The sequence below is a fragment of the Hanstruepera neustonica genome (genome assembly GCF_002895005.1).
GTDB classification, from domain to species: Bacteria; Bacteroidota; Bacteroidia; order Flavobacteriales; family Flavobacteriaceae; genus Hanstruepera; species Hanstruepera neustonica.
Map to the genome: position 1 here is coordinate 113,724 of NZ_POWF01000006.1, position 18,508 is coordinate 132,231.

At 35.8% G+C, this 18,508-nt stretch carries 21 protein-coding genes; 16 read left to right on the top strand and 5 right to left on the bottom strand.

Annotation, left to right across the window (positions count from 1 at the left end):
- Positions 1-65: 65 nt before the first annotated feature.
- Positions 66-437, top strand: coding sequence for a hypothetical protein (locus C1T31_RS09920; RefSeq protein ID WP_103052342.1), 372 nt, complete (start codon positions 66-68; stop codon positions 435-437).
- On the opposite strand, the gene mscL is transcribed toward C1T31_RS09920, so the two are convergent.
- From mscL to C1T31_RS09935, 3 genes are all read right to left on the bottom strand, one after another.
- Entirely contained in the window at positions 432-884 is a 453-nt protein-coding gene (gene mscL / locus C1T31_RS09925) for a large conductance mechanosensitive channel protein MscL (protein WP_103052343.1), read from the bottom strand. The two genes, C1T31_RS09920 and mscL, sit on opposite strands and share 6 nt — an antisense overlap.
- Positions 885-892: 8 nt before the next feature.
- A complete protein-coding gene (gene ccsA / locus C1T31_RS09930; protein ID WP_103052344.1) occupies positions 893-4,084 on the bottom strand; it encodes a cytochrome c biogenesis protein in 3,192 nt (1,063 codons plus the stop codon).
- A 96-nt stretch (positions 4,085-4,180) separates the two neighbouring features.
- Entirely contained in the window at positions 4,181-4,579 is a 399-nt protein-coding gene (locus C1T31_RS09935) for a group III truncated hemoglobin (protein WP_103052345.1), read from the bottom strand.
- A 61-nt stretch (positions 4,580-4,640) separates the two neighbouring features.
- On the opposite strand from C1T31_RS09935, the gene C1T31_RS09940 reads away from it, so the two are divergent.
- The 10 genes from C1T31_RS09940 (at position 4,641) to C1T31_RS09985 (ending at position 14,448) form a co-directional block, all read left to right on the top strand.
- Complete coding sequence (locus tag C1T31_RS09940) at positions 4,641-5,435, top strand: Rossmann-like and DUF2520 domain-containing protein (RefSeq protein WP_103052346.1); 795 nt, start codon at positions 4,641-4,643, stop codon at positions 5,433-5,435.
- 3 nt (positions 5,436-5,438) lie between these two features.
- Positions 5,439-5,969 (top strand): KdsC family phosphatase, encoded by a 531-nt coding sequence (locus C1T31_RS09945; protein WP_103052347.1) that lies wholly within the window; start codon positions 5,439-5,441, stop codon positions 5,967-5,969.
- A gap of 114 nt (positions 5,970-6,083) precedes the next feature.
- A complete protein-coding gene (locus C1T31_RS09950) occupies positions 6,084-6,959 on the top strand; it encodes a geranylgeranylglycerol-phosphate geranylgeranyltransferase (RefSeq protein WP_243398929.1) in 876 nt (291 codons plus the stop codon).
- On the top strand, positions 6,959-7,546 hold the full coding sequence (locus C1T31_RS09955) for a Maf-like protein (RefSeq protein ID WP_103052349.1): 588 nt from the start codon (positions 6,959-6,961) through the stop codon (positions 7,544-7,546). The genes C1T31_RS09950 and C1T31_RS09955 overlap by 1 nt, the downstream gene beginning before the upstream one ends.
- A gap of 72 nt (positions 7,547-7,618) precedes the next feature.
- On the top strand, positions 7,619-8,149 hold the full coding sequence (locus C1T31_RS09960) for a mechanosensitive ion channel domain-containing protein (protein ID WP_103052350.1): 531 nt from the start codon (positions 7,619-7,621) through the stop codon (positions 8,147-8,149).
- A gap of 26 nt (positions 8,150-8,175) precedes the next feature.
- A complete protein-coding gene (gene corA, locus C1T31_RS09965; protein WP_103052351.1) occupies positions 8,176-9,243 on the top strand; it encodes a magnesium/cobalt transporter CorA in 1,068 nt (355 codons plus the stop codon).
- Positions 9,244-9,328: 85 nt separating this feature from the next.
- Positions 9,329-11,863, top strand: a complete 2,535-nt coding sequence (locus C1T31_RS09970) for a PIG-L family deacetylase (RefSeq protein WP_103052352.1) — start codon at positions 9,329-9,331, stop codon at positions 11,861-11,863.
- A 106-nt stretch (positions 11,864-11,969) separates the two neighbouring features.
- Entirely contained in the window at positions 11,970-13,661 is a 1,692-nt protein-coding gene (locus C1T31_RS09975) for a sodium:solute symporter (RefSeq protein WP_103052353.1), read from the top strand.
- Positions 13,662-13,790: 129 nt separating this feature from the next.
- On the top strand, positions 13,791-14,258 hold the full coding sequence (locus C1T31_RS09980) for a hypothetical protein (protein WP_103052354.1): 468 nt from the start codon (positions 13,791-13,793) through the stop codon (positions 14,256-14,258).
- Positions 14,248-14,448 carry a helix-turn-helix transcriptional regulator gene (locus tag C1T31_RS09985; protein WP_103052355.1) on the top strand — a complete coding sequence of 67 codons (201 nt, stop codon included), beginning with the start codon at positions 14,248-14,250 and terminating at the stop codon, positions 14,446-14,448. The genes C1T31_RS09980 and C1T31_RS09985 overlap by 11 nt, the downstream gene beginning before the upstream one ends.
- A 52-nt stretch (positions 14,449-14,500) precedes the next feature.
- Here C1T31_RS09985 and C1T31_RS09990 read toward each other — a convergent pair whose 3' ends face one another.
- Together C1T31_RS09990 and C1T31_RS09995 are read right to left on the bottom strand one after the other, a co-directional pair.
- The gene (locus C1T31_RS09990) at positions 14,501-15,349 is read right to left on the bottom strand and encodes a DUF2911 domain-containing protein (RefSeq protein ID WP_103052356.1); all 849 of its coding nucleotides are present in this window, start codon (positions 15,347-15,349) and stop codon (positions 14,501-14,503) included.
- A 92-nt stretch (positions 15,350-15,441) separates the two neighbouring features.
- The gene (locus tag C1T31_RS09995) at positions 15,442-15,873 is read right to left on the bottom strand and encodes a hypothetical protein (protein ID WP_103052357.1); all 432 of its coding nucleotides are present in this window, start codon (positions 15,871-15,873) and stop codon (positions 15,442-15,444) included.
- Positions 15,874-16,127: 254 nt separating this feature from the next.
- On the opposite strand from C1T31_RS09995, the gene C1T31_RS10000 reads away from it, so the two are divergent.
- Genes C1T31_RS10000 through C1T31_RS10020 form a run of 5 tightly spaced genes read left to right on the top strand, consistent with a single transcriptional unit; the run spans position 16,128 to position 18,508 of the window.
- Positions 16,128-16,352, top strand: a complete 225-nt coding sequence (locus C1T31_RS10000) for a hypothetical protein (protein ID WP_103052400.1) — start codon at positions 16,128-16,130, stop codon at positions 16,350-16,352.
- A gap of 4 nt (positions 16,353-16,356) precedes the next feature.
- Entirely contained in the window at positions 16,357-17,040 is a 684-nt protein-coding gene (locus C1T31_RS10005) for an SDR family NAD(P)-dependent oxidoreductase (RefSeq protein ID WP_103052358.1), read from the top strand.
- 30 nt (positions 17,041-17,070) lie between these two features.
- Positions 17,071-17,586 (top strand): glutathione peroxidase, encoded by a 516-nt coding sequence (locus C1T31_RS10010; RefSeq protein WP_207764278.1) that lies wholly within the window; start codon positions 17,071-17,073, stop codon positions 17,584-17,586.
- On the top strand, positions 17,583-18,047 hold the full coding sequence (locus C1T31_RS10015; RefSeq protein ID WP_103052360.1) for a TspO/MBR family protein: 465 nt from the start codon (positions 17,583-17,585) through the stop codon (positions 18,045-18,047). Before C1T31_RS10010 ends, C1T31_RS10015 begins: the two co-directional genes overlap by 4 nt.
- On the top strand, positions 18,047-18,508 hold the full coding sequence (locus tag C1T31_RS10020; protein WP_103052361.1) for an SRPBCC family protein: 462 nt from the start codon (positions 18,047-18,049) through the stop codon (positions 18,506-18,508). The genes C1T31_RS10015 and C1T31_RS10020 overlap by 1 nt, the downstream gene beginning before the upstream one ends.

The window sequence follows — 18,508 nt, forward strand, 5'->3', positions numbered from 1 at the left end:
TTGAAAACCAATACATTATAATCATTGATTTGATTTTCTGCTGATTTTTTCTTAATTTTGAGGTTATGACTACAGCAGACAAACAAGAAAATACAGTTTTTTTAAAAGAATCTTTAAGCTATTTAGAAAATTTAGGTTACGACAACATTAAGGCTGATTTAGAAGGTTATGAAACACCCAAATCCTATTTTAAAAAAGGGAGCGATGTTACCATAACACCTGATATTGTTGCCGAAAAAGCAGGTAGAAAACATTATTTTGAAATTAGCCTGAAATCCGAACAACCCATCCTCTTAAAATCAAAATGGCGTTTTTTGGATGTACTTACCAGAATGAAAGATCATAAATTCAGAATCATTACACGTCGTGGACACTACAAATTTACCCAAGACATGTTAGATGATTTAAATCTGGATAAGAAGCCTATTAAATTATAATTTTTTAGATTGAGATTTTAATAATTGATTCTGCTCTTCCATTAAATCGGAGAGTTTGGACAGTAATTCTATATCCTTTGGTGTCGCAACCGTATCATCTTTGGCATCATGTGATTTTGTGCGTAACCGATTCATAAATTTGACGACAATGAATACGGTAAAGCCTATGATCAAAAAATCAAGTAACGCCTCACCAAATGCACCATAGCCTATCGCTACCTCATCGGTAATGACTGAACCAGTATCATTTAAAACGGCATCTTTTAAGATAATACGTCGGTCTTGAAAATTGACACCATCAGTCATTAATGATAATGGTGGTAAAAAAACTTTCTTGACTAATACATCTATGACCTTATTGAATGAAGCTCCAATAATAATTCCGATGGCCATATCCATCATATTGCCTTTTACAGCAAATTCTTTAAACTCTTTGAAAATTTTCATGTGAAAAATTATTTTTTGTAGAATTTAGCATACTTGCGATATGCCAAAATACCCAGTATAGCAACAATTCCAAAAGCAATAGCAATGAATTTAACACTCACTATCTGGTCGCCACTGGCATAACTATGTAATCCTGCTAGGTAAAAATTCACACCAAAATAAGTCATCATTATGCTAGAAAACGCAACTATGGAAGCCAGATTAAATCCAAAACGACCTCGTAAACCTGGCACCAGGCGCATATGGATAACAAAGGCATAAATCATGATACTGATTAAAGCCCAAGTCTCTTTTGGATCCCAACCCCAATAACGCCCCCAACTTTCATTAGCCCACATACCGCCTAAAAAGTTTCCAATAGTGAGCATCACTAAACCGACTGTTAAGGCCATTTCATTAATAATGGTCAGTTCTTGGATATTATGCTGTAATCTTTGGTAATTATTTTTATTAGAAAAAATCATAAGCAACAAGACAACCACTCCCAGTATCATGCCCAAGGTAAACGGTCCATAACTAGCCACAATAACCGCAACATGAATCATGAGCCAATAACTATCCAACACAGGTTGTAAGTTGGCAATAGCTGGATCCATCCAGTTCCAATGCGCAACCATCAATATCATGGAAGTTACAAATGCTGTAGAAGCTATAGTCAAATCACTTTTGCGCCCAAAAGCCAATCCAAAAAACATAGTGGCCCAGGCAACATAAATCATAGACTCATAGGCATCACTCCATGGAGCATGTCCGGAAATATACCAGCGAACAATTAAACCAACGGTGTGCAATAAAAACAAGCCCACAATCAGCCATTTAAAAACGGTAACGACTAGATTCAATGACTTACTTCTATGGTTGAATATTTGAATGATTAAAAACACAAACATGAGTGATCCCGCGTACAAATACCAGCTGAACAACTTTTTGAAAATATCATATTTATTATAGGCTATTTCAGTTTTTACCTTCTTTTCCGAAAGCATCACCTCACTGCCATATTTGTTTTGGGTTTTGGTGAAGGACTCCAATATCTCATTAACCTGGCTATAGTCTCCAGACTTTTTAGCCATATTGAGGGTCATTAAATAGGCACTGAATCCGTTGTTTATAAAGTTGCCGTATAACGTGTCTTTTATTTGCTCCCGATAGCCATCGCGACGAAACTCAATAGAAGATATCCATTTATTGTTTTCATCATCAGGGATTGGAAAAATACGCAAAGCATAGCCGTCGATCGTATTATACAATAAATTAACACGCTGGTCGGTTTCCTTAAATTCTTTCTGGAAACCATTGGGTATTTGTGCTTTGTAGGCTTCTTCCAAATAAGGTGCCAGTTTGTAATTCCCTTCAGGTGTAAAGAAATCAACCAAAGCTACATACTTCTGATCTTTTTCAACACCTATAAGGCTCCGAATAGAGTCCCCTTTTTTAGGCTTTAAATAAATAATAGGCACATTGTACCACAACAACGGACTTTCTTGAATGGACAAGAACACTTGGTTTGCATCAAAGCCTTCATAAGTATCATGCTTACTTAATTTACGTAACATTTCAGAGGCGAACGTGTTAACTGGCATCATACGACCCCCAACATCCTGAATAACCAAATGTCCAAATTTATCAGCGTGGTCCTTTGGTGTGATGTTAGCCTTTAAGATAGAATCAATTTGTTCTTTGGAAGGTTTACTGTGATCATGACCATCGTCGGCAGAATGCTGTTGCGCAAATCCTTGAAGTGCAAATGCTATAAACAAGACCGTCAATGTCTTGGCTTTTTTATCTTTTACTTTTTCAAGTAATCGTTTTAAGTCTGCAAATCGGGAATTCTTATCAAACAGAATAGCCATCAATCCTAAATACAATAGAAAATATCCTATGTACGTTGTCCAGGTTCCCAACATATCATGATTTACAGAAAGCTTGGTCCCTTTTTCATCTGGATCAAAACCAGACTGAAAAAATCGATACCCTCTATGGTCCAAGATATTATTCATGAAAATGCGATAATTGAAGTCGCCTTGTTCTTTATCTAAAACAGTCACCTCACTGGCAAACGCCGAATAACTCTTTTCGGTTCCTGGATATTTATCGGCTATAAAGTCGTTCAACTTAACACTAAAAGGCAATTCCAATATTTTCGAACCATACTTCACGGCAATATCCAAGCCTCCTACAGTAACGACTTCAAAAGGCTTGCTGTAGCCTTGTCCTCCCAAAAGCCTGACACGTTTGGTCTCCCCATTTGAAGTCACCTTTAAAACAACCCCATCTTCATCCCCTTTTAACAGTTGGGATTTTTTAACAATGTCAAAAGTTCCTTTGATTACTGGTTTCGGAAAAACCAGTTGCATATTCCCAATGATGTAGCGCGAGCGCAACATTAATGGCTGGATACTATCTTTAACCAATTTACCGGTTTGACCGGTTGCCATAGTCATGTATTCCCCTTCAAACGGCGATTGAATAGTTAAAGATCCATCCTCATACGTTAAGTTAACAGCACCTTTCACTTTCTTATTCAGTGAAAACAAAACATTGTGTAAACTTTGTACTTCACCAACTTTCAGAAAATGATTATGCGGAGCACCACCTCCCGCTTCAACAAGCTTTAAATATTCCTCGCCTTCATCATTTGGCACAATATCTTTTTCTGCACTCGCAATAAACTTTTCCAATTCAAAAATAACAGGCTGGCCGTTGTATGATTCAGTAATGGTCAGACTATTTTCCAAACGTGGTGAAAAATCTACTTCCTCTTCAACAATTTTACGTTGTGGCAAGCCATCAATCATGTAGTCACCATCAATATAGGCAGTTATGTAAGTTTTTTGCGATAAAAAAGTGTTTTCAGTTTCGCCTTCACGAATTGCCATCATCCCTTCAAAGCCAATATAACGCGTAATTCCAGCGCCTAAAATGATTAAAATGAAAGATAGATGTAAAATAAGCGTGGCCCATTGCTCCTTTCTCCACAGGCGATACTTTTTGATGTTTCCCAAAAAATTGATTACAAAAAGTACCATTATACCCTCAAACCACCAAGTATTATATATCAGGTTACGTGTGTAAGGTGTTGGTGATGTTTCCTGCCCAGCATCCATAAAAGTACCAATAGCCATAGCAGCGGCAAAAGCAATAAATAAAATGGACGTTAAACGGGTGGAAAATAGAATTTTGGAGAGTTTATTAAGCATAGTATGAGACTCTAAAATTGGGTCGTGCAAATTTAAGGCTTTTTGTTTAGTTAGAGGTCATTAAGCTATTCGAAATGTTTGTTAAAATTCAGCTAATTATTGCCTGGCCTCAAATATCTTTAAATATAGAAAAGTACCCATTTTTCTTGCTCTTCGTTTGGCATTATCGGCTATCTCACCCTCAAACAGTTCATCAATTGTTTGATACCACAAATTAAGCCATATTCCAAAATGAAGTTCCGTGATTTGGTGATTGTGATCCTTATCAACTTTTACATGGACTTCCAAAGGATCTCCCAAATACTTTTCAGGCAACTTTCTGGTCATAAACAGGCTGGTCTCCCAAAAGGTGGTTAATCGGTCTATATGTGCATCCCAATCCGATATAATGGGCAGAAAAAATGGCCCCAACAAATCATCTTGCTTCACTTTATCATAAAATGAAGATACCAATAAATGAACATCATTACGGGTTTGGATATCTTTTTTTACCATATCATTACAAAGATACTGTTTGTTACTTTTATATCATGCCATACTTACTTATTTTAGCATCATGATAAAAGTTTGTCTGTTAGGAGCTGGCAATGTCGCTACACATCTTTATAAGGCCTTCAAAAGTGCCCAGGATGTCCATATCGTTCAATGGTATAATAGGGATTTAAAAAAGATATCGACATATAAGAATGATGTGACTATTATTGATGATATATCAAAATTATCAGAGGCCGATATATATATAATTGCCGTTAGCGACGATGCTATTTCAACATTATCAACTACGCTTCCTTTTGAAAATAGACTAGTAGCACATACATCAGGCAGTGTGAATATTCATGATTTGGATAAAAAAAATAGACGCGGTGTGTTCTATCCGCTTCAAACATTTTCAAAAGAGGTGCCTATTGATTTTAATGAGATCCCAATTTGTTTGGAAGCTCTGGATAAAAACGATTTAGATATTTTAACCCATTTAGCAGAAGCCATTGGAAGTACATGGTACAAAATAAGCACCGAACAACGCCAAACGCTTCATGTAGCCGCCGTGTTTGTGAATAATTTTACGAACCAGCTGTACCGAATAGCCCATGAAATCAGTGATGCCAAAAACATCAATTTTGAAATTTTAAAACCCCTGATCTCGGAGACTGCTAAAAAAATTCAAGAAGTATCACCCTATATGGCACAAACAGGGCCAGCGAAACGCAACGATAAAAAAACCATCAAAAAGCATCTGAAACTTCTTGAAAAGGAAAACCATAAAGCTATTTATGAACTTCTTACGGAATCCATAAAAAAAACACACGGTGTTTCATCTCCGCCAAGAACCAGAAAAGAAAAAAGCAAATAAAGCATGGAAGATAAAAGCTACAAAGAATACCTAAAACACATTACGACCTTTATATTTGATATAGATGGTGTTTTGACCGATGGCACAGTCATGGTTACCACATCAGGAGACATGTTGCGCACTATGAATATTAAAGATGGTTATGCCCTAAAAACGGCAGTTGATAAAGGCTATAACATTTGTGTCATTTCCGGGGGTTCCAACGAAGGTGTTCGGGTTCGGTTGAACGGTTTAGGTGTTACCGATGTATTTTTAGGTGCTCATAACAAAATCGAACAATTAAATACCTACGCGACTTCCAAAGACATCGATTTAAAAAATGTCCTGTATATGGGAGACGATATTCCCGATTTACCCGTTATGAAATTGGTTGGTTTGCCCACCTGCCCTCAAGATGCTGTTCCAGAAATTAAGGCTATTTCAAAATACGTGTCACATAAAAATGGTGGTAAAGGCGCCGCACGCGATGTTATTGAACAAGTCCTCAAAGTCCAAGACAAATGGCTAGATAGCTTTGATGCTAAATACGATTAACCCATGAATCATCATACCATTACTTAATTAAATCATTGTCTCATTAACTCATTATCACATTAACCCATTAACTCATTGAATATCTTAAACCTCATTCGCTGGAAAAACCTTTTAATGATTGCCCTTGTGCAATACCTCATTAAATATACCTTATTGGTTCCTTTTGGAATTGATATAACACTCAATTGGTTTGGATTTTCCCTATTGGTATTGGCAACAGTAAGCATTGCTGCTGCTGGAAACATCATCAATGATATTTATGATATGGAAACTGATTCGATCAACAAGCCAGATGAAGTGATTGTTGGAAAAAGCATTTCTGAAAAAATGGCCTATAATCTATTTATAGGATTTAATGTTATTGGTGTTTTAGTTGGGTTTTATCTATCGCACCTGGTTGGAAGGAGTGGTTTCTTTGCAATTTTTGTCATCATCTCGGCGCTTCTCTATATCTATGCTAGTTACCTAAAACAAATGATGCTTATTGGTAATTTGGTAATTTCTGCATTGGTTGCCATGAGCTTGATATTGGTGGGCTTATTCGAATTACTACCAGCCATTACACCACAAAATCAGGAAACCCAATTAACATTTTTCAAGATTATTTTTGATTACGCGGTGGTTGCCTTTTTATTAAATCTGGTTCGCGAACTTATTAAAGACATACAGGATATTGATGGGGACCACAAAGCAGGTATGAATACCTTGCCCATTGCCATTGGGCGCGAACGCGCCACAAAAGTCGCATTTGGCATAGCCCTTATCCCACTATGCTTAGTGGTTTATTATGTGGTAACCTATCTCTATAAACAATCACTGGTAGTCCTCTATTTTCTCATTTTTATTGTGGCTCCATTAATCTATTTGATTATTAAATTATATACCGCTGAAACCAAACAGGACTTGAAAAAGTTGAGCAACCTAACCAAGCTCATTATGCTTTTTGGTGTAATCTCTTTGTTACTCTATAAATTTGTACTTTTAGATTAATGTTACATCAAATTCTGAAAGACTATCACATTATTCTAGCTTCAGGTTCACCCAGAAGACAACAATTCTTTAAGGATTTAGGCCTCGATTTTGAAGTGCGATTAAAACCCTTAAAAGAAGAATATCCTAATAGATTAAAACATTTTGAGATCAGTGATTATTTAGCCCAATTAAAAGCACTACCATTTAAAGACGAATTAAAACCACATGAAATCCTAATTACCAGCGATACCATTGTTTGGCATAATCATGAGGCCTTAGGCAAGCCCACGTCACATGAGCATGCAGTGAATATGATAAAATCATTAAGTGGTTCAACCCACGAAGTCATTACATCGATTTGCTTTACAACCCAACAAATTCAAAAGACGGTAAATGCGATTACTAAAGTGACTTTTAAAAACCTAACCAATTCAGAAATAGATTATTACATAGAAACATGTAAACCTTTTGATAAGGCCGGCGCATACGGCATTCAAGAATGGATAGGGCAAATTGGCATCACAAAAATCGAAGGCTCCTATTTCAATGTTGTTGGCCTTCCCACCCATTTGGTTTACGACACATTGCAGTCATTAATTTCATAATTAGAAGTTAATAAGTTTATATTTTAAGAGGTTTCTGTAGTATCTTTACAAATAAAATCCAGAACAATATTCATGTTTTTAGAAACCTACCAATCAGAATTAATTATTAGCGCCTCACTGCTAGTTTTATTGTTTATAATTCGTGCAATTGCCAATACAATTATTAAAAAAATAGGCAGGAAATCGGGTATTAATGAGGCTCGTATTCATTTAATATGCCGTTACGCAACGGTAACACTGTTTCTCATTTGGTTGCTTTTAGAAACCTTTATTTTTGGCGCAGAACTAAAAGACTTGGCACTGGTATTTTCATCAGTATTTGCAGTAATCGGTATTGCTTTATTTGCTATTTGGTCTATTTTAAGCAATATCACCTCAGGCGTTATTATGTTTTTCTCCTTTCCTTACAAAGTAGGTGACAAAATTCAAATTCACGATAAAGATTTCCCAATAGAAGCCATTATTGAAGACATTAGGGCATTTCAATTACATTTACGCCAAGATAACGGAGATTTAGTAACCTATCCCAACAACCTAATCCTTCAAAAGGCGGTCACCCTAGTTGAAAAAGATGCCATTGATGAAGGCGCTGATGCCATTTAGAAAATTTTGTCGTAAATTTCTGTTCTATGGGAAAAAAGAGAACAACTAAATACAAAAAGCACATCGGGCAAGTTCCAGGAGCCATTATCTATACTGGCGAAAAAACAGCTCAAAAGTTATTTATCGAGTCTTTTGACTACACAGAAACTACCATCAATGAACAGGAACTGACCAATATTGAAGATGTCTTTAGCTACAAAAGCACAGAATCCACAACATGGATCAATATCAACGGACTTAATTACATAGACGAAATTGAAAAAATAGGTAATCACTATGATTTACACCCATTAATTCTGGAAGATATTGTAAACACCTCCCAACGTCCTAAAATTGATGAATATGAGGATTACATTTTCATAATCCTCAAAATGCTCTACTACGATAAAGATGAAAACATTGTATCAGAACAGGTAAGCTTGGTACTGGGCGATAATTATGTACTCACTTTTCAAGAATCAGAAGGCGATGTATTTGATACTGTTCGTGACCGACTGCGTCAAGCTAAAGGCCGCATTCGCAATTTAGGTTCCGATTATCTGTTGTATGCCCTCATAGATGCCGTTGTGGATCACTACTACATTGTCAATGAAACGATGGGTAATAAAGTAGAAGATCTGGAAGATATGCTTTTTGAAGGCGTAATCAAGGAAAACCTTAACAAACAGGTACTCGATCTTAAAAAAGAACTCCTCAAAGTCCGCAGAGTCATTTTCCCGCTTCGTGAAATCATTAGCCGCGTTGAAAAAAGCGACCACAAGCTCATCAAAAAGAAAACCATTCAGTTCTATCGTGATATTTATGACCATATCATCCAACTGTCCGATACCATTGATATTTATCGCGAAATGATATTCAGCTTAATGGATATGTACATGACCTCCATAAGCAACAAAATGAACGAAGTCATGAAGGTATTGACCATTATGGCAACCATCTTCATTCCACTCACATTCATTGCAGGTATCTACGGTATGAATTTCGACCACATGCCAGAACTCCATTATCAGTATAGCTACTACATATTATGGGCCGTAATGATTGCAGTCTTTTTAGGAATGCTCTATTATTTCAAAAGAAAAAAATGGCTTTAAAGTGCTTGTTTCGTTAAAGAAACTTTAAAACCCAACCCTTCCCTACTTTACTTTATTATATTTGGCTCTAGCTAACCACGTTATTATGCTAAAAAGAATACAAGTCACATTTATTTGCCTGTTAATTTCCTTAAGCGCACTAGCGCAACAACCCCAAAAACCTAATGCTTCAGAAATATACGAGTCCATTAAAAAGTTAAACTTTTTAGGGTCTGTTTTATATGTAGCTGCACATCCCGATGATGAAAACACACGACTCATCTCCTATATGGCGAATGAAGTCAAAGCCAGAACAGCTTATCTATCACTCACACGTGGTGATGGTGGTCAAAACCTGATAGGTCCTGAAATACGCGAGCTGTTAGGCGTTATTAGAACCCAGGAACTATTGACTGCTAGACAAATTGATGGCGGTGAGCAACGTTTTACGCGTGCCAATGACTTTGGGTACTCCAAGCATCCAGATGAGACCCTAGAAATTTGGAATAAAAATGAAGTCTTAAGTGATGTGGTTTTGGCTATCAGACAATTCCAACCCGATATTATTATCAACCGCTTTGACCATAGAACACCAGGTAGCACGCATGGCCATCATACCAGTTCGGCCATGTTGAGTGTGGAAGCTTTTGATCTTGCACCAAACAAAGCACAGTTTCCCAAATCCGTAAACGAATTTGGTACTTGGCAACCCAAGCGCTTGTTTTTCAATACCTCATGGTGGTTTTATGGCAGCCAGGAACGCTTTGAAAAAGCAGACAAGTCCAATTTAATAGGTTTTGATATCGGAACCTATTATCCATCCTTTGGATTGAGTAATACTGAAATTGCGGCATTGAGCCGGAGCCAGCACAAATCACAGGGTTTTGGTAACACAGGAACCCGTGGTTCTCAAATGGAATATATTGAATTAATTAAAGGTGACATGCCGTCTGATAAGACCAATCTGTTTGAAGGCATAGATACCAGCTGGAACCGCGTCAAAGGCGGTGAAGCCATTGGAAACTTATTAAAAGAGGTTGAAACTAATTTCGATTTCAAGAACCCGTCTGCTTCGGTTCCTAAATTGGTTGAGGCCTACACCATGATTCAACGATTAGAAGATGAACATTGGAAAACCGTCAAGACCAAAGAAATCAAAAACATTATAGGGGCTTGTTCGGGTCTTTATTTAGAAGCGGTCGCCGAAACCAATCAGGCTACCTTAAACGAAACTGTTAATTTGTCGTTAGAAGTAATCAATCGTAGTGATGTTCCCATGAGCTTGGTATCCTATACCAATCCTAATGGACTTCATGTTAACAAAGGTATTTCTTTGAACAACAACAATATTCTATCATTGGATGAAACATTTAATATTGCTTCATCAACAGACAAAGAAATTATTACCACGCCCTATTGGCTGACAAAAAAAGGAACTTTAGGCATGTACAACGTTACCGACGAATCCCTTATTGGCAAACCAGAGACACCAGACTATTTTAATGTCGTGTTCAATCTGGGTATTAATGGGATTACCATTCCTTTCACAAGGCCTGTTGTTTATAAAACTAATGATCCTGTTAAAGGCGAAGTCTATAAACCATTTGAAGTCATCCCGGAAGCAACGGTTAAAATTGATGAAAAAGTCATCATTTTCAATTCGGATATAGTAAAAGAAATTCCAGTTATCGTTAGGGCTGGTCATAACAATTTACAAGCTTCTGTTGAACTATGTGTGCCAGAAAATTGGAATGTACATCCAAAAAATGAAGAAATTTCTATAAAAAATAAAGGTGAAGAACAAATGGTGGTTTTCAAGGTTATACCTCCTAAAAATCAATCTGAAGGATTTATCAGTCCAATAGTTACAATAGGTAATAACCAGTATTCTGATGAACTGATTGAATTGGATTATGAACACATCCCTTTCCAAACGGTTTTGATGCCAAGTGAAAGTAAAATAGTGCGATTGGATATTCAAAAAACAGGTAAAAACATTGCTTATATAGCAGGTGCTGGTGATGTGGTTCCTGAAAGCTTACAACAGATAGGATATCATGTAGCAACTTTGAATCCTTCAGAAATAACAACAGAAAACTTAAGCCGTTTTGATGCTGTAGTTGTTGGTATTCGTGCTTACAATACGGTTGAGGAATTAAAATTCAAACAAGAGGTTCTTTTTGATTTTGTTAAAAATGGTGGCAACATGATTGTGCAGTATAACACCAGTAGAGGAACCATTACTGACAACATAGCACCCTACAAATTAGAACTATCCAGAGATCGTGTAACTGATGAATTTGCGGAAGTCAAATTTTTAGAACCAAATCATCCGTTACTAAATTATCCCAATAAGATTACCCAAAAAGATTTTGAGGGATGGACCCAGGAACGCGGCCTTTATTTTCCCGATAATTGGAGCAAGGAGTTCACACCTATCCTGTCCATGCATGATAAAGGTGAATCACCAAAAAAAGGAAGTTTGTTGGTAGCTCAATATGGCAAAGGCTATTACATCTACACCGGATTGAGTTTCTTTAGGGAGTTTCCGGCTGGTGTTTCTGGCGCTTACCGCCTGTTTGCCAATATGCTTTCTATTGGAAAAGACACTATTGAACCCAATCAAAGTCTTAAAAACTAACTGATGAATGAATCCAGCTATAAGTGGAAAAAAATGTACACCCTAGTTCTTGTGGCTAATGTGGTGTATTGGATTGTATTCTATTTAATAATGCAAGCCTTTTAGCATGGAAACTTTAGATTGGATTATACTATCATTAACTCTTTTGGCTATAGTTGCCTACGGAACCTATCAAACGCGCGGCAGCAAAAACGTACAAGATTATTTAAAAGGTGGCAACACCTCAAAATGGTGGACCATTGGTCTATCGGTAATGGCAACCCAAGCCAGTGCTATTACATTTTTATCAACACCTGGTCAAGCGTTTAACGATGGCATGGGTTTTGTGCAGTTTTATTTTGGATTACCTATTGCCATGGTGGTCATTTGTATGGTGTTTATTCCACTATACCATAAATTGAAAGTTTATACAGCCTATGAATTTCTGGAAAACCGATTCGATCTCAAAACACGAACCCTTACTGCTATATTATTTTTAATTCAGCGTGGTTTGGCTGCAGGTATTACCATATTTGCTCCAGCCATCATTCTATCCGTTGTATTAGGATGGAATTTATTGCTATTGAATATTATCATAGGGGTTTTGGTGATTATCTATACTGTATCAGGTGGTACGAGAGCTGTTAACGTTACGCAAAAACATCAAATGGTCGTGATTTTCACTGGTATGATTATAGCCTTCATTTTGATTGTGAACAAACTCCCTGAAAATATCACATTCAGTAATGCATTGGATATTGCGGGTGCCAGTGGCAAAATGGATATTCTGGATTTTTCTTTCGATTTGAATAATCGATACACCTTTTGGAGTGGTATTATTGGAGGAACTTTTTTGATGTTGTCTTATTTCGGCACCGATCAAAGTCAGGTACAACGTTATCTTTCGGGGAAATCGGTGAAGGAAATGCAACTCGGTCTATTGTTTAATGGCCTGTTTAAAGTCCCAATGCAATTTTTTATTCTACTAGTTGGTGTCATGGTGTTCGTATTCTACCAGTTTAATAAAGCGCCTCTTAACTTTAATCCTGTAGCTACTGAAGTGGTTTTAAATACCCAATATGCTGATGAATATAGGCAATTACAAAAAGAACAAGATGCTATTCATGAAACCAAACAATCACTAATTGCGGATTTTATTTCCAATAAAAATGACAAAACCATCGCCCAGGTAGCCACAACAAATTCGAAAAATGATAGCATTCGGAAACGTGCTCAAACCTTAATTGATAAAGCAGGTGAAGTCAAACAGGTTAAAGTTGAAAGTAATGACAAGGATTATGTGTTTATTCATTTTATATTAAACAACCTCCCAAGAGGATTGATTGGGTTACTTTTAGCAGTTATTTTAAGTGCTGCCATGTCCAGCACTTCCAGCGAACTCAATGCCTTGGCCTCTACCACAACCATAGACCTATATAAACGAAACACTTCTGAAAAAACCGAAACAGAAATGGTAAGTATATCACGATGGTTTACATTGGCTTGGGGCATATTAGCCATTTTGGTTGCATGTGTGGCTAATCTGGCGGAAAACCTGATTCAATTGGTAAACATCATTGGCTCCATATTTTATGGTAATGTCCTTGGTATATTTTTATTGGCCTTTTTCTTTAAAAAAATTAAAGGCAATGCAGTTTTCGTCGCTGCCATTATTACCCAAATACTGGTTATTTGTCTCTTCTTTTTAAACCAGTATGAAATAATTAATTTACCCTTTCTATGGTTAAATTTTGTGGGATGTGCCATCGTTATGGGTATTGCACATCTACTTCGCCTTCTAGATAAACAAACCATTTAATCCCTTTTCATTGGTCGTTTTAATCAAAACTCTGCAATCTAAATATCTAAAAATTGATATGTAAAGTTTATTTGCTAATATGTAAAGTTTATTTTACATTTGTGTTATCAATTTTAAAATCGAACAGTTATGAAAACAAATTATTTATTACCTAATAAATGGAAGCCACTAGGCTGGTTTCTATTTATTACTGGTCTTTTAGCAGGAATTGTCTTATATATTATAGGCTATGATGGCGAGCTTATGGTGACAAAAGTATTTTCCATTTACAGTGATCCATTTATTGGAGATGCTGGATTTTTTAAAATCATCGACAATGGCATTGCCGATGAACTGGTTTTTGTATGTATTATTATTGGAGGCCTCTTGGTTGGGTTTTCCAAAGAAAAAATAGAAGATGAATACATTTACAAACTGCGCACCGAATCACTGGTTTGGGCGATTATATTCAACTATATCTTATTGCTTTTCACAATAGTATTTGTGTATGACATGACTTTTTTCAACGTGTTGATTTTTAATGTTTTCACACCACTACTCTTTTTTGTCTTTAGATTTAACTTTATTAAACTCAAATCTGTGGACCATGAAGAATAATTTAAAGGTAGAACGAGCCATTCACAATTTAACACAAGCCGAATTAGCGGAAAAAATTGGGGTCAGTAGACAATCCATAAATGCCATGGAAAAAAACAAATATGTCCCTTCAACAGTATTAGCGTTAAAAATTGGCAAACTATTCAATAAACCAGTTGAGGAGATATTCTTTTTGGACAACAACGACTAAAAACAAAAAAGCGACCTAATTAGGTCGCTTTTCAATATCATATTCCAAAAATTTAATTTGAACGCCATTCCTTTAAGGATGTTTCATTAAATTTTACGTATTGATCATTACCAGCTTCTTTTGCTCCAGCCAATGATTGTTCTGCTAATCGTATTGCACCAGCTTTATCGCCAGCTTTAGCATAAATTAAAGATTGTTGTCTCAATTGCCAAAAAGCAGGTTTTTCGGTCATTTTCATAGATTCATCAATCCACTCTTTAGCTTGTTTGATGTCTTTATTTTCTTGCAAATAATAAACTGCGGCTGCATAATAATCCTGTGCAGTTGGATCACCGTTTAAGGCATCATTAATTGATCTCAAAACTTTAGCATCGGTTGGCACGGTAAATGGGACAGAAACATAAGTGTTCTCCCACATCAAATCCAAACTAGCACTCCCATTTCTAATATTATTAATATCAATTGTAAATGTCTCAACAGAAAATGGTAGCTTGTGAGACTCTACTTTAGCTGCGGCAACAATTTTAGTTTCATCCCATTTTTCAGGAACTCCCCAATTGTTCGTATCATCATAAAAATATACATTCCACATAGATTCTCCTGGAACAGTATATATTGCATAAGAGCCTGGCTTAACCTTAACTCCTTCAATACTTATAGGATCAGAAAAAGTAATGATTGTATTTTTGTTAGCGCCTGTTCGCCAAATCTTATCATAAGCTTCCAAATCCCCAAAGATTTTTCTGTCCTTAACTCCCGGACGGGAATATTCAATAGTGATATCTGTTAATCCAACTCGTTGCTGAACTTTACTCGACGGACTTGGTTGTGGAGTCGTCACTTGGGCATTCATGCTGAATGTTAAGCTAATTAGTAGTGCAAAAATTAATAGTTTTTTCATTGTGATTAGTATTGTTTAATAAGTGTTAAAAATAATGAAACTTTGTTTTTTAAATTGTTAATGAAACTATAAACAATTAGGGTTCTATCTTTCTAGTTCTCTCTCCAATTAAATTTCTTGTATACACTTCGCTCAATCTCTGCAAAATTTTCAAGATGATTAATATATTGCTCGGTGGTTAAAATTGCCTTGACTTCTAAATTCATTTTGTCAACAATTTCATCAAATTTGATCTGGATTTCAGCATCGGTATAATCTTTGTCTTTATCATTCAACCTTGTCATATCAAAAATATGTGAAAAAACAATTGCATCGTACTGCTCTCTTACTGTATCTGACAATCCCATTTCATTAACGCGATCATAAAGCCATCTACCCATTCTCGCACGCTCTTCCACAGTGTAAACAGTGTCTACTTTAGCAGCCTCCCTCCTTAATTGTTTTTCGGATTTACCATTTTGACCAAGTGTAAATAGTGTTCCAAAGAAGAACACAAATATTAGGGAGTTGAATTTATACTTCATACTAATTAATTTATTTCAAAAAACAAAGGTAAAGATACAATTATTCCCTGATTGTTAATCAAATAAACATTTGAAAGATTGAAACAATGGAAAGATAGATTTACTCTATTACTAAAATCTTTCTCGATAGAATATTAAACCTAAATTACAGTAATCATTATTTTGTATAACTTTTTTAATAATAAATTAGACAAATTAATTTATTTTATCTAAATTTGAGTAACTGAATGAGAAATAATAAAAATTTAAAAGATATGGAAACCATTGAAAAAGCTCTAGAATTTGAAAAGCGTAAAAGAAAATCGCTTTCAACAAGTGACAGAATTAAAATATCCAGAGAGGCTAAAAAGTTAATTCTTGAATTAAATCAGATTTATAAAAAGAAAAAAGACGAGCAAATAATGGATATTATGAAAAGACTTACCGCCATCAAGCGTAAGGTCGAAAAAAGATTAAAAGGAAAGCCTCTAACAGCGTAATGTTATGAAATCCTATATTATTGTTGGTGGTAGCCATGGTATTGGGAATGCCCTTCTTGAGAGTTTAGTTAAAGACCATCATGTAATCAATATTAGTCGAACTGAACCTTCCATTTCTCACAATAACCTTACACATCATACGGTTGATGTTTTGACCGATGATTTGCCTGATGTCGATACTTGCGATGGTTTGGTCTATTGTCCAGGTAGTATTAATTTAAAACCATTTGAGAGTTTAAGTCCTCAAGACTTTAGAGATGATTTTGACATCAATGTAGTTGGCGCCATTAAAACCATTCAAAAATATCTACCCAAGCTCAAGTCTAGTACGAATCCTGCTATCGTGTTGTTTAGTACTGTGGCGACTAAATTAGGTATGCCTTATCACACTAGTGTTGCTGCAGCCAAATCTGCAGTCGAAGGCCTAACAAAATCATTGGGCGCTGAATTGGCGCCTAAAATACGTGTCAATGCCATTGCACCTACAATTACCAATACCGATTTAGCCTCAAAACTACTTCGGAATGATAAAATGGTAGAAAAAATTACGGAGAGACATCCCTTGAAAAAGTTTTTAGAACCCACCGAAGTTTCTGAAATGGCCTTATTTTTACTTTCAGAAAAAGCAGCGTCTATGTCTGGCCAAGTTTTTGAAATGGACTGCGGTATTGTATCATTTAAAATTTAAAGAATGAAAAACATCCTAATAACTGTAATAATGCTAAACATTTTTAATAAATCAACTGCTCAAAATAGTACACAACAATCAATATACGATATTGAAATTAATAGTTTAGAAGGCAACCCCATTAATCTATCTGATTTCAAAGGAAAATATATTCTTTTTGTCAATGTGGCGTCAGAATGTGGTTTTACTGGTCAATATGCCGATCTTCAAAAATTATATGATACCTATCAAGATAAAATGATGATCATTGGGGTTCCCTGCAACCAATTTGGAGGCCAAGAACCTGGAACAGCCAGTCAAATCAAATCCTTTTGTGAGAAAAATTATGGCGTAACCTTTTTGATGACTGAAAAAGTGGATGTTAAAGGTGATAACCAGCATCCATTGTACCAATGGCTAACCAATAAAGATCTTAATGGACAATCCAGCTCATCTGTTAAATGGAATTTCCAAAAATATTTAATTGGAAAAGACGGTGAATTCATTGACTACTATTATTCAATAACGAAGCCCATGAGTTCTAAAATAACAAAACACCTCAAGTGAGTTTTGCAAAACGTTTAATACTATTCCTGATAATTAATTTTGGAGCCTTGGCTTTGGGAAGTTGGCTTATGGATAATGGCCCACAATCCTCATGGTATGAAGAATTAAATAAAGCACCTTGGACACCTGCTGGATGGGTATTTGGAGTTGCGTGGACTGTTATCATGATCTGTTTCTCCATCTATCTGGCTAAATTATTTTCGGAACTGGATTCAAGGTTTTTAAGGTCACTTTTTATTGTCCAGTTCTTACTAAACGTTAGTTGGAATTTTATCTTTTTCAATCAGCATTGCATTGGTTTGGGGCTTCTTAATATCACCTTGTTAACATTAGTCATTTTTTATTTCTTCTTTAAATTTAGAATGGATGACATGAAGGCATTTAAATATCTTTTAGTTCCATACATGTTGTGGTTGTTGATTGCAACATCCTTAAATGCTTATATTTTTATTTATAATTAATGAAAATCTACACGTTACACAAAAAACAGAATCTACCCATATCAGTGGCTGAAGCTTGGGCCTTTCTTTCAAACCCTAAAAACTTAAAAACTATTACGCCAGATTATATGGGGTTTCATATTCTTTCCGGTGCAGATAGACCCATGTATGCTGGACAAATCATTCAGTACATTGTAACACCGGTGTTAGGTATTAAAACAAAATGGATTACAGAAATAACCCATGTTATTGATCAAGAGTATTTTGTAGACGAACAACGTTTTGGTCCTTATGCGCTTTGGCATCACAAACATTTTATAAAAGAAATTGATGGCGGTGTTGAAATGGAAGATATTATAGACTACAAAATTCCAATGGGAGTTATTGGACAATTAGTCCATCCTATTTTGGTGAAACCTAAATTGGAGGAAATTTTTAAATACAGACAAAACAAGTTGATTGAACTTTTTGGAACCCTATAA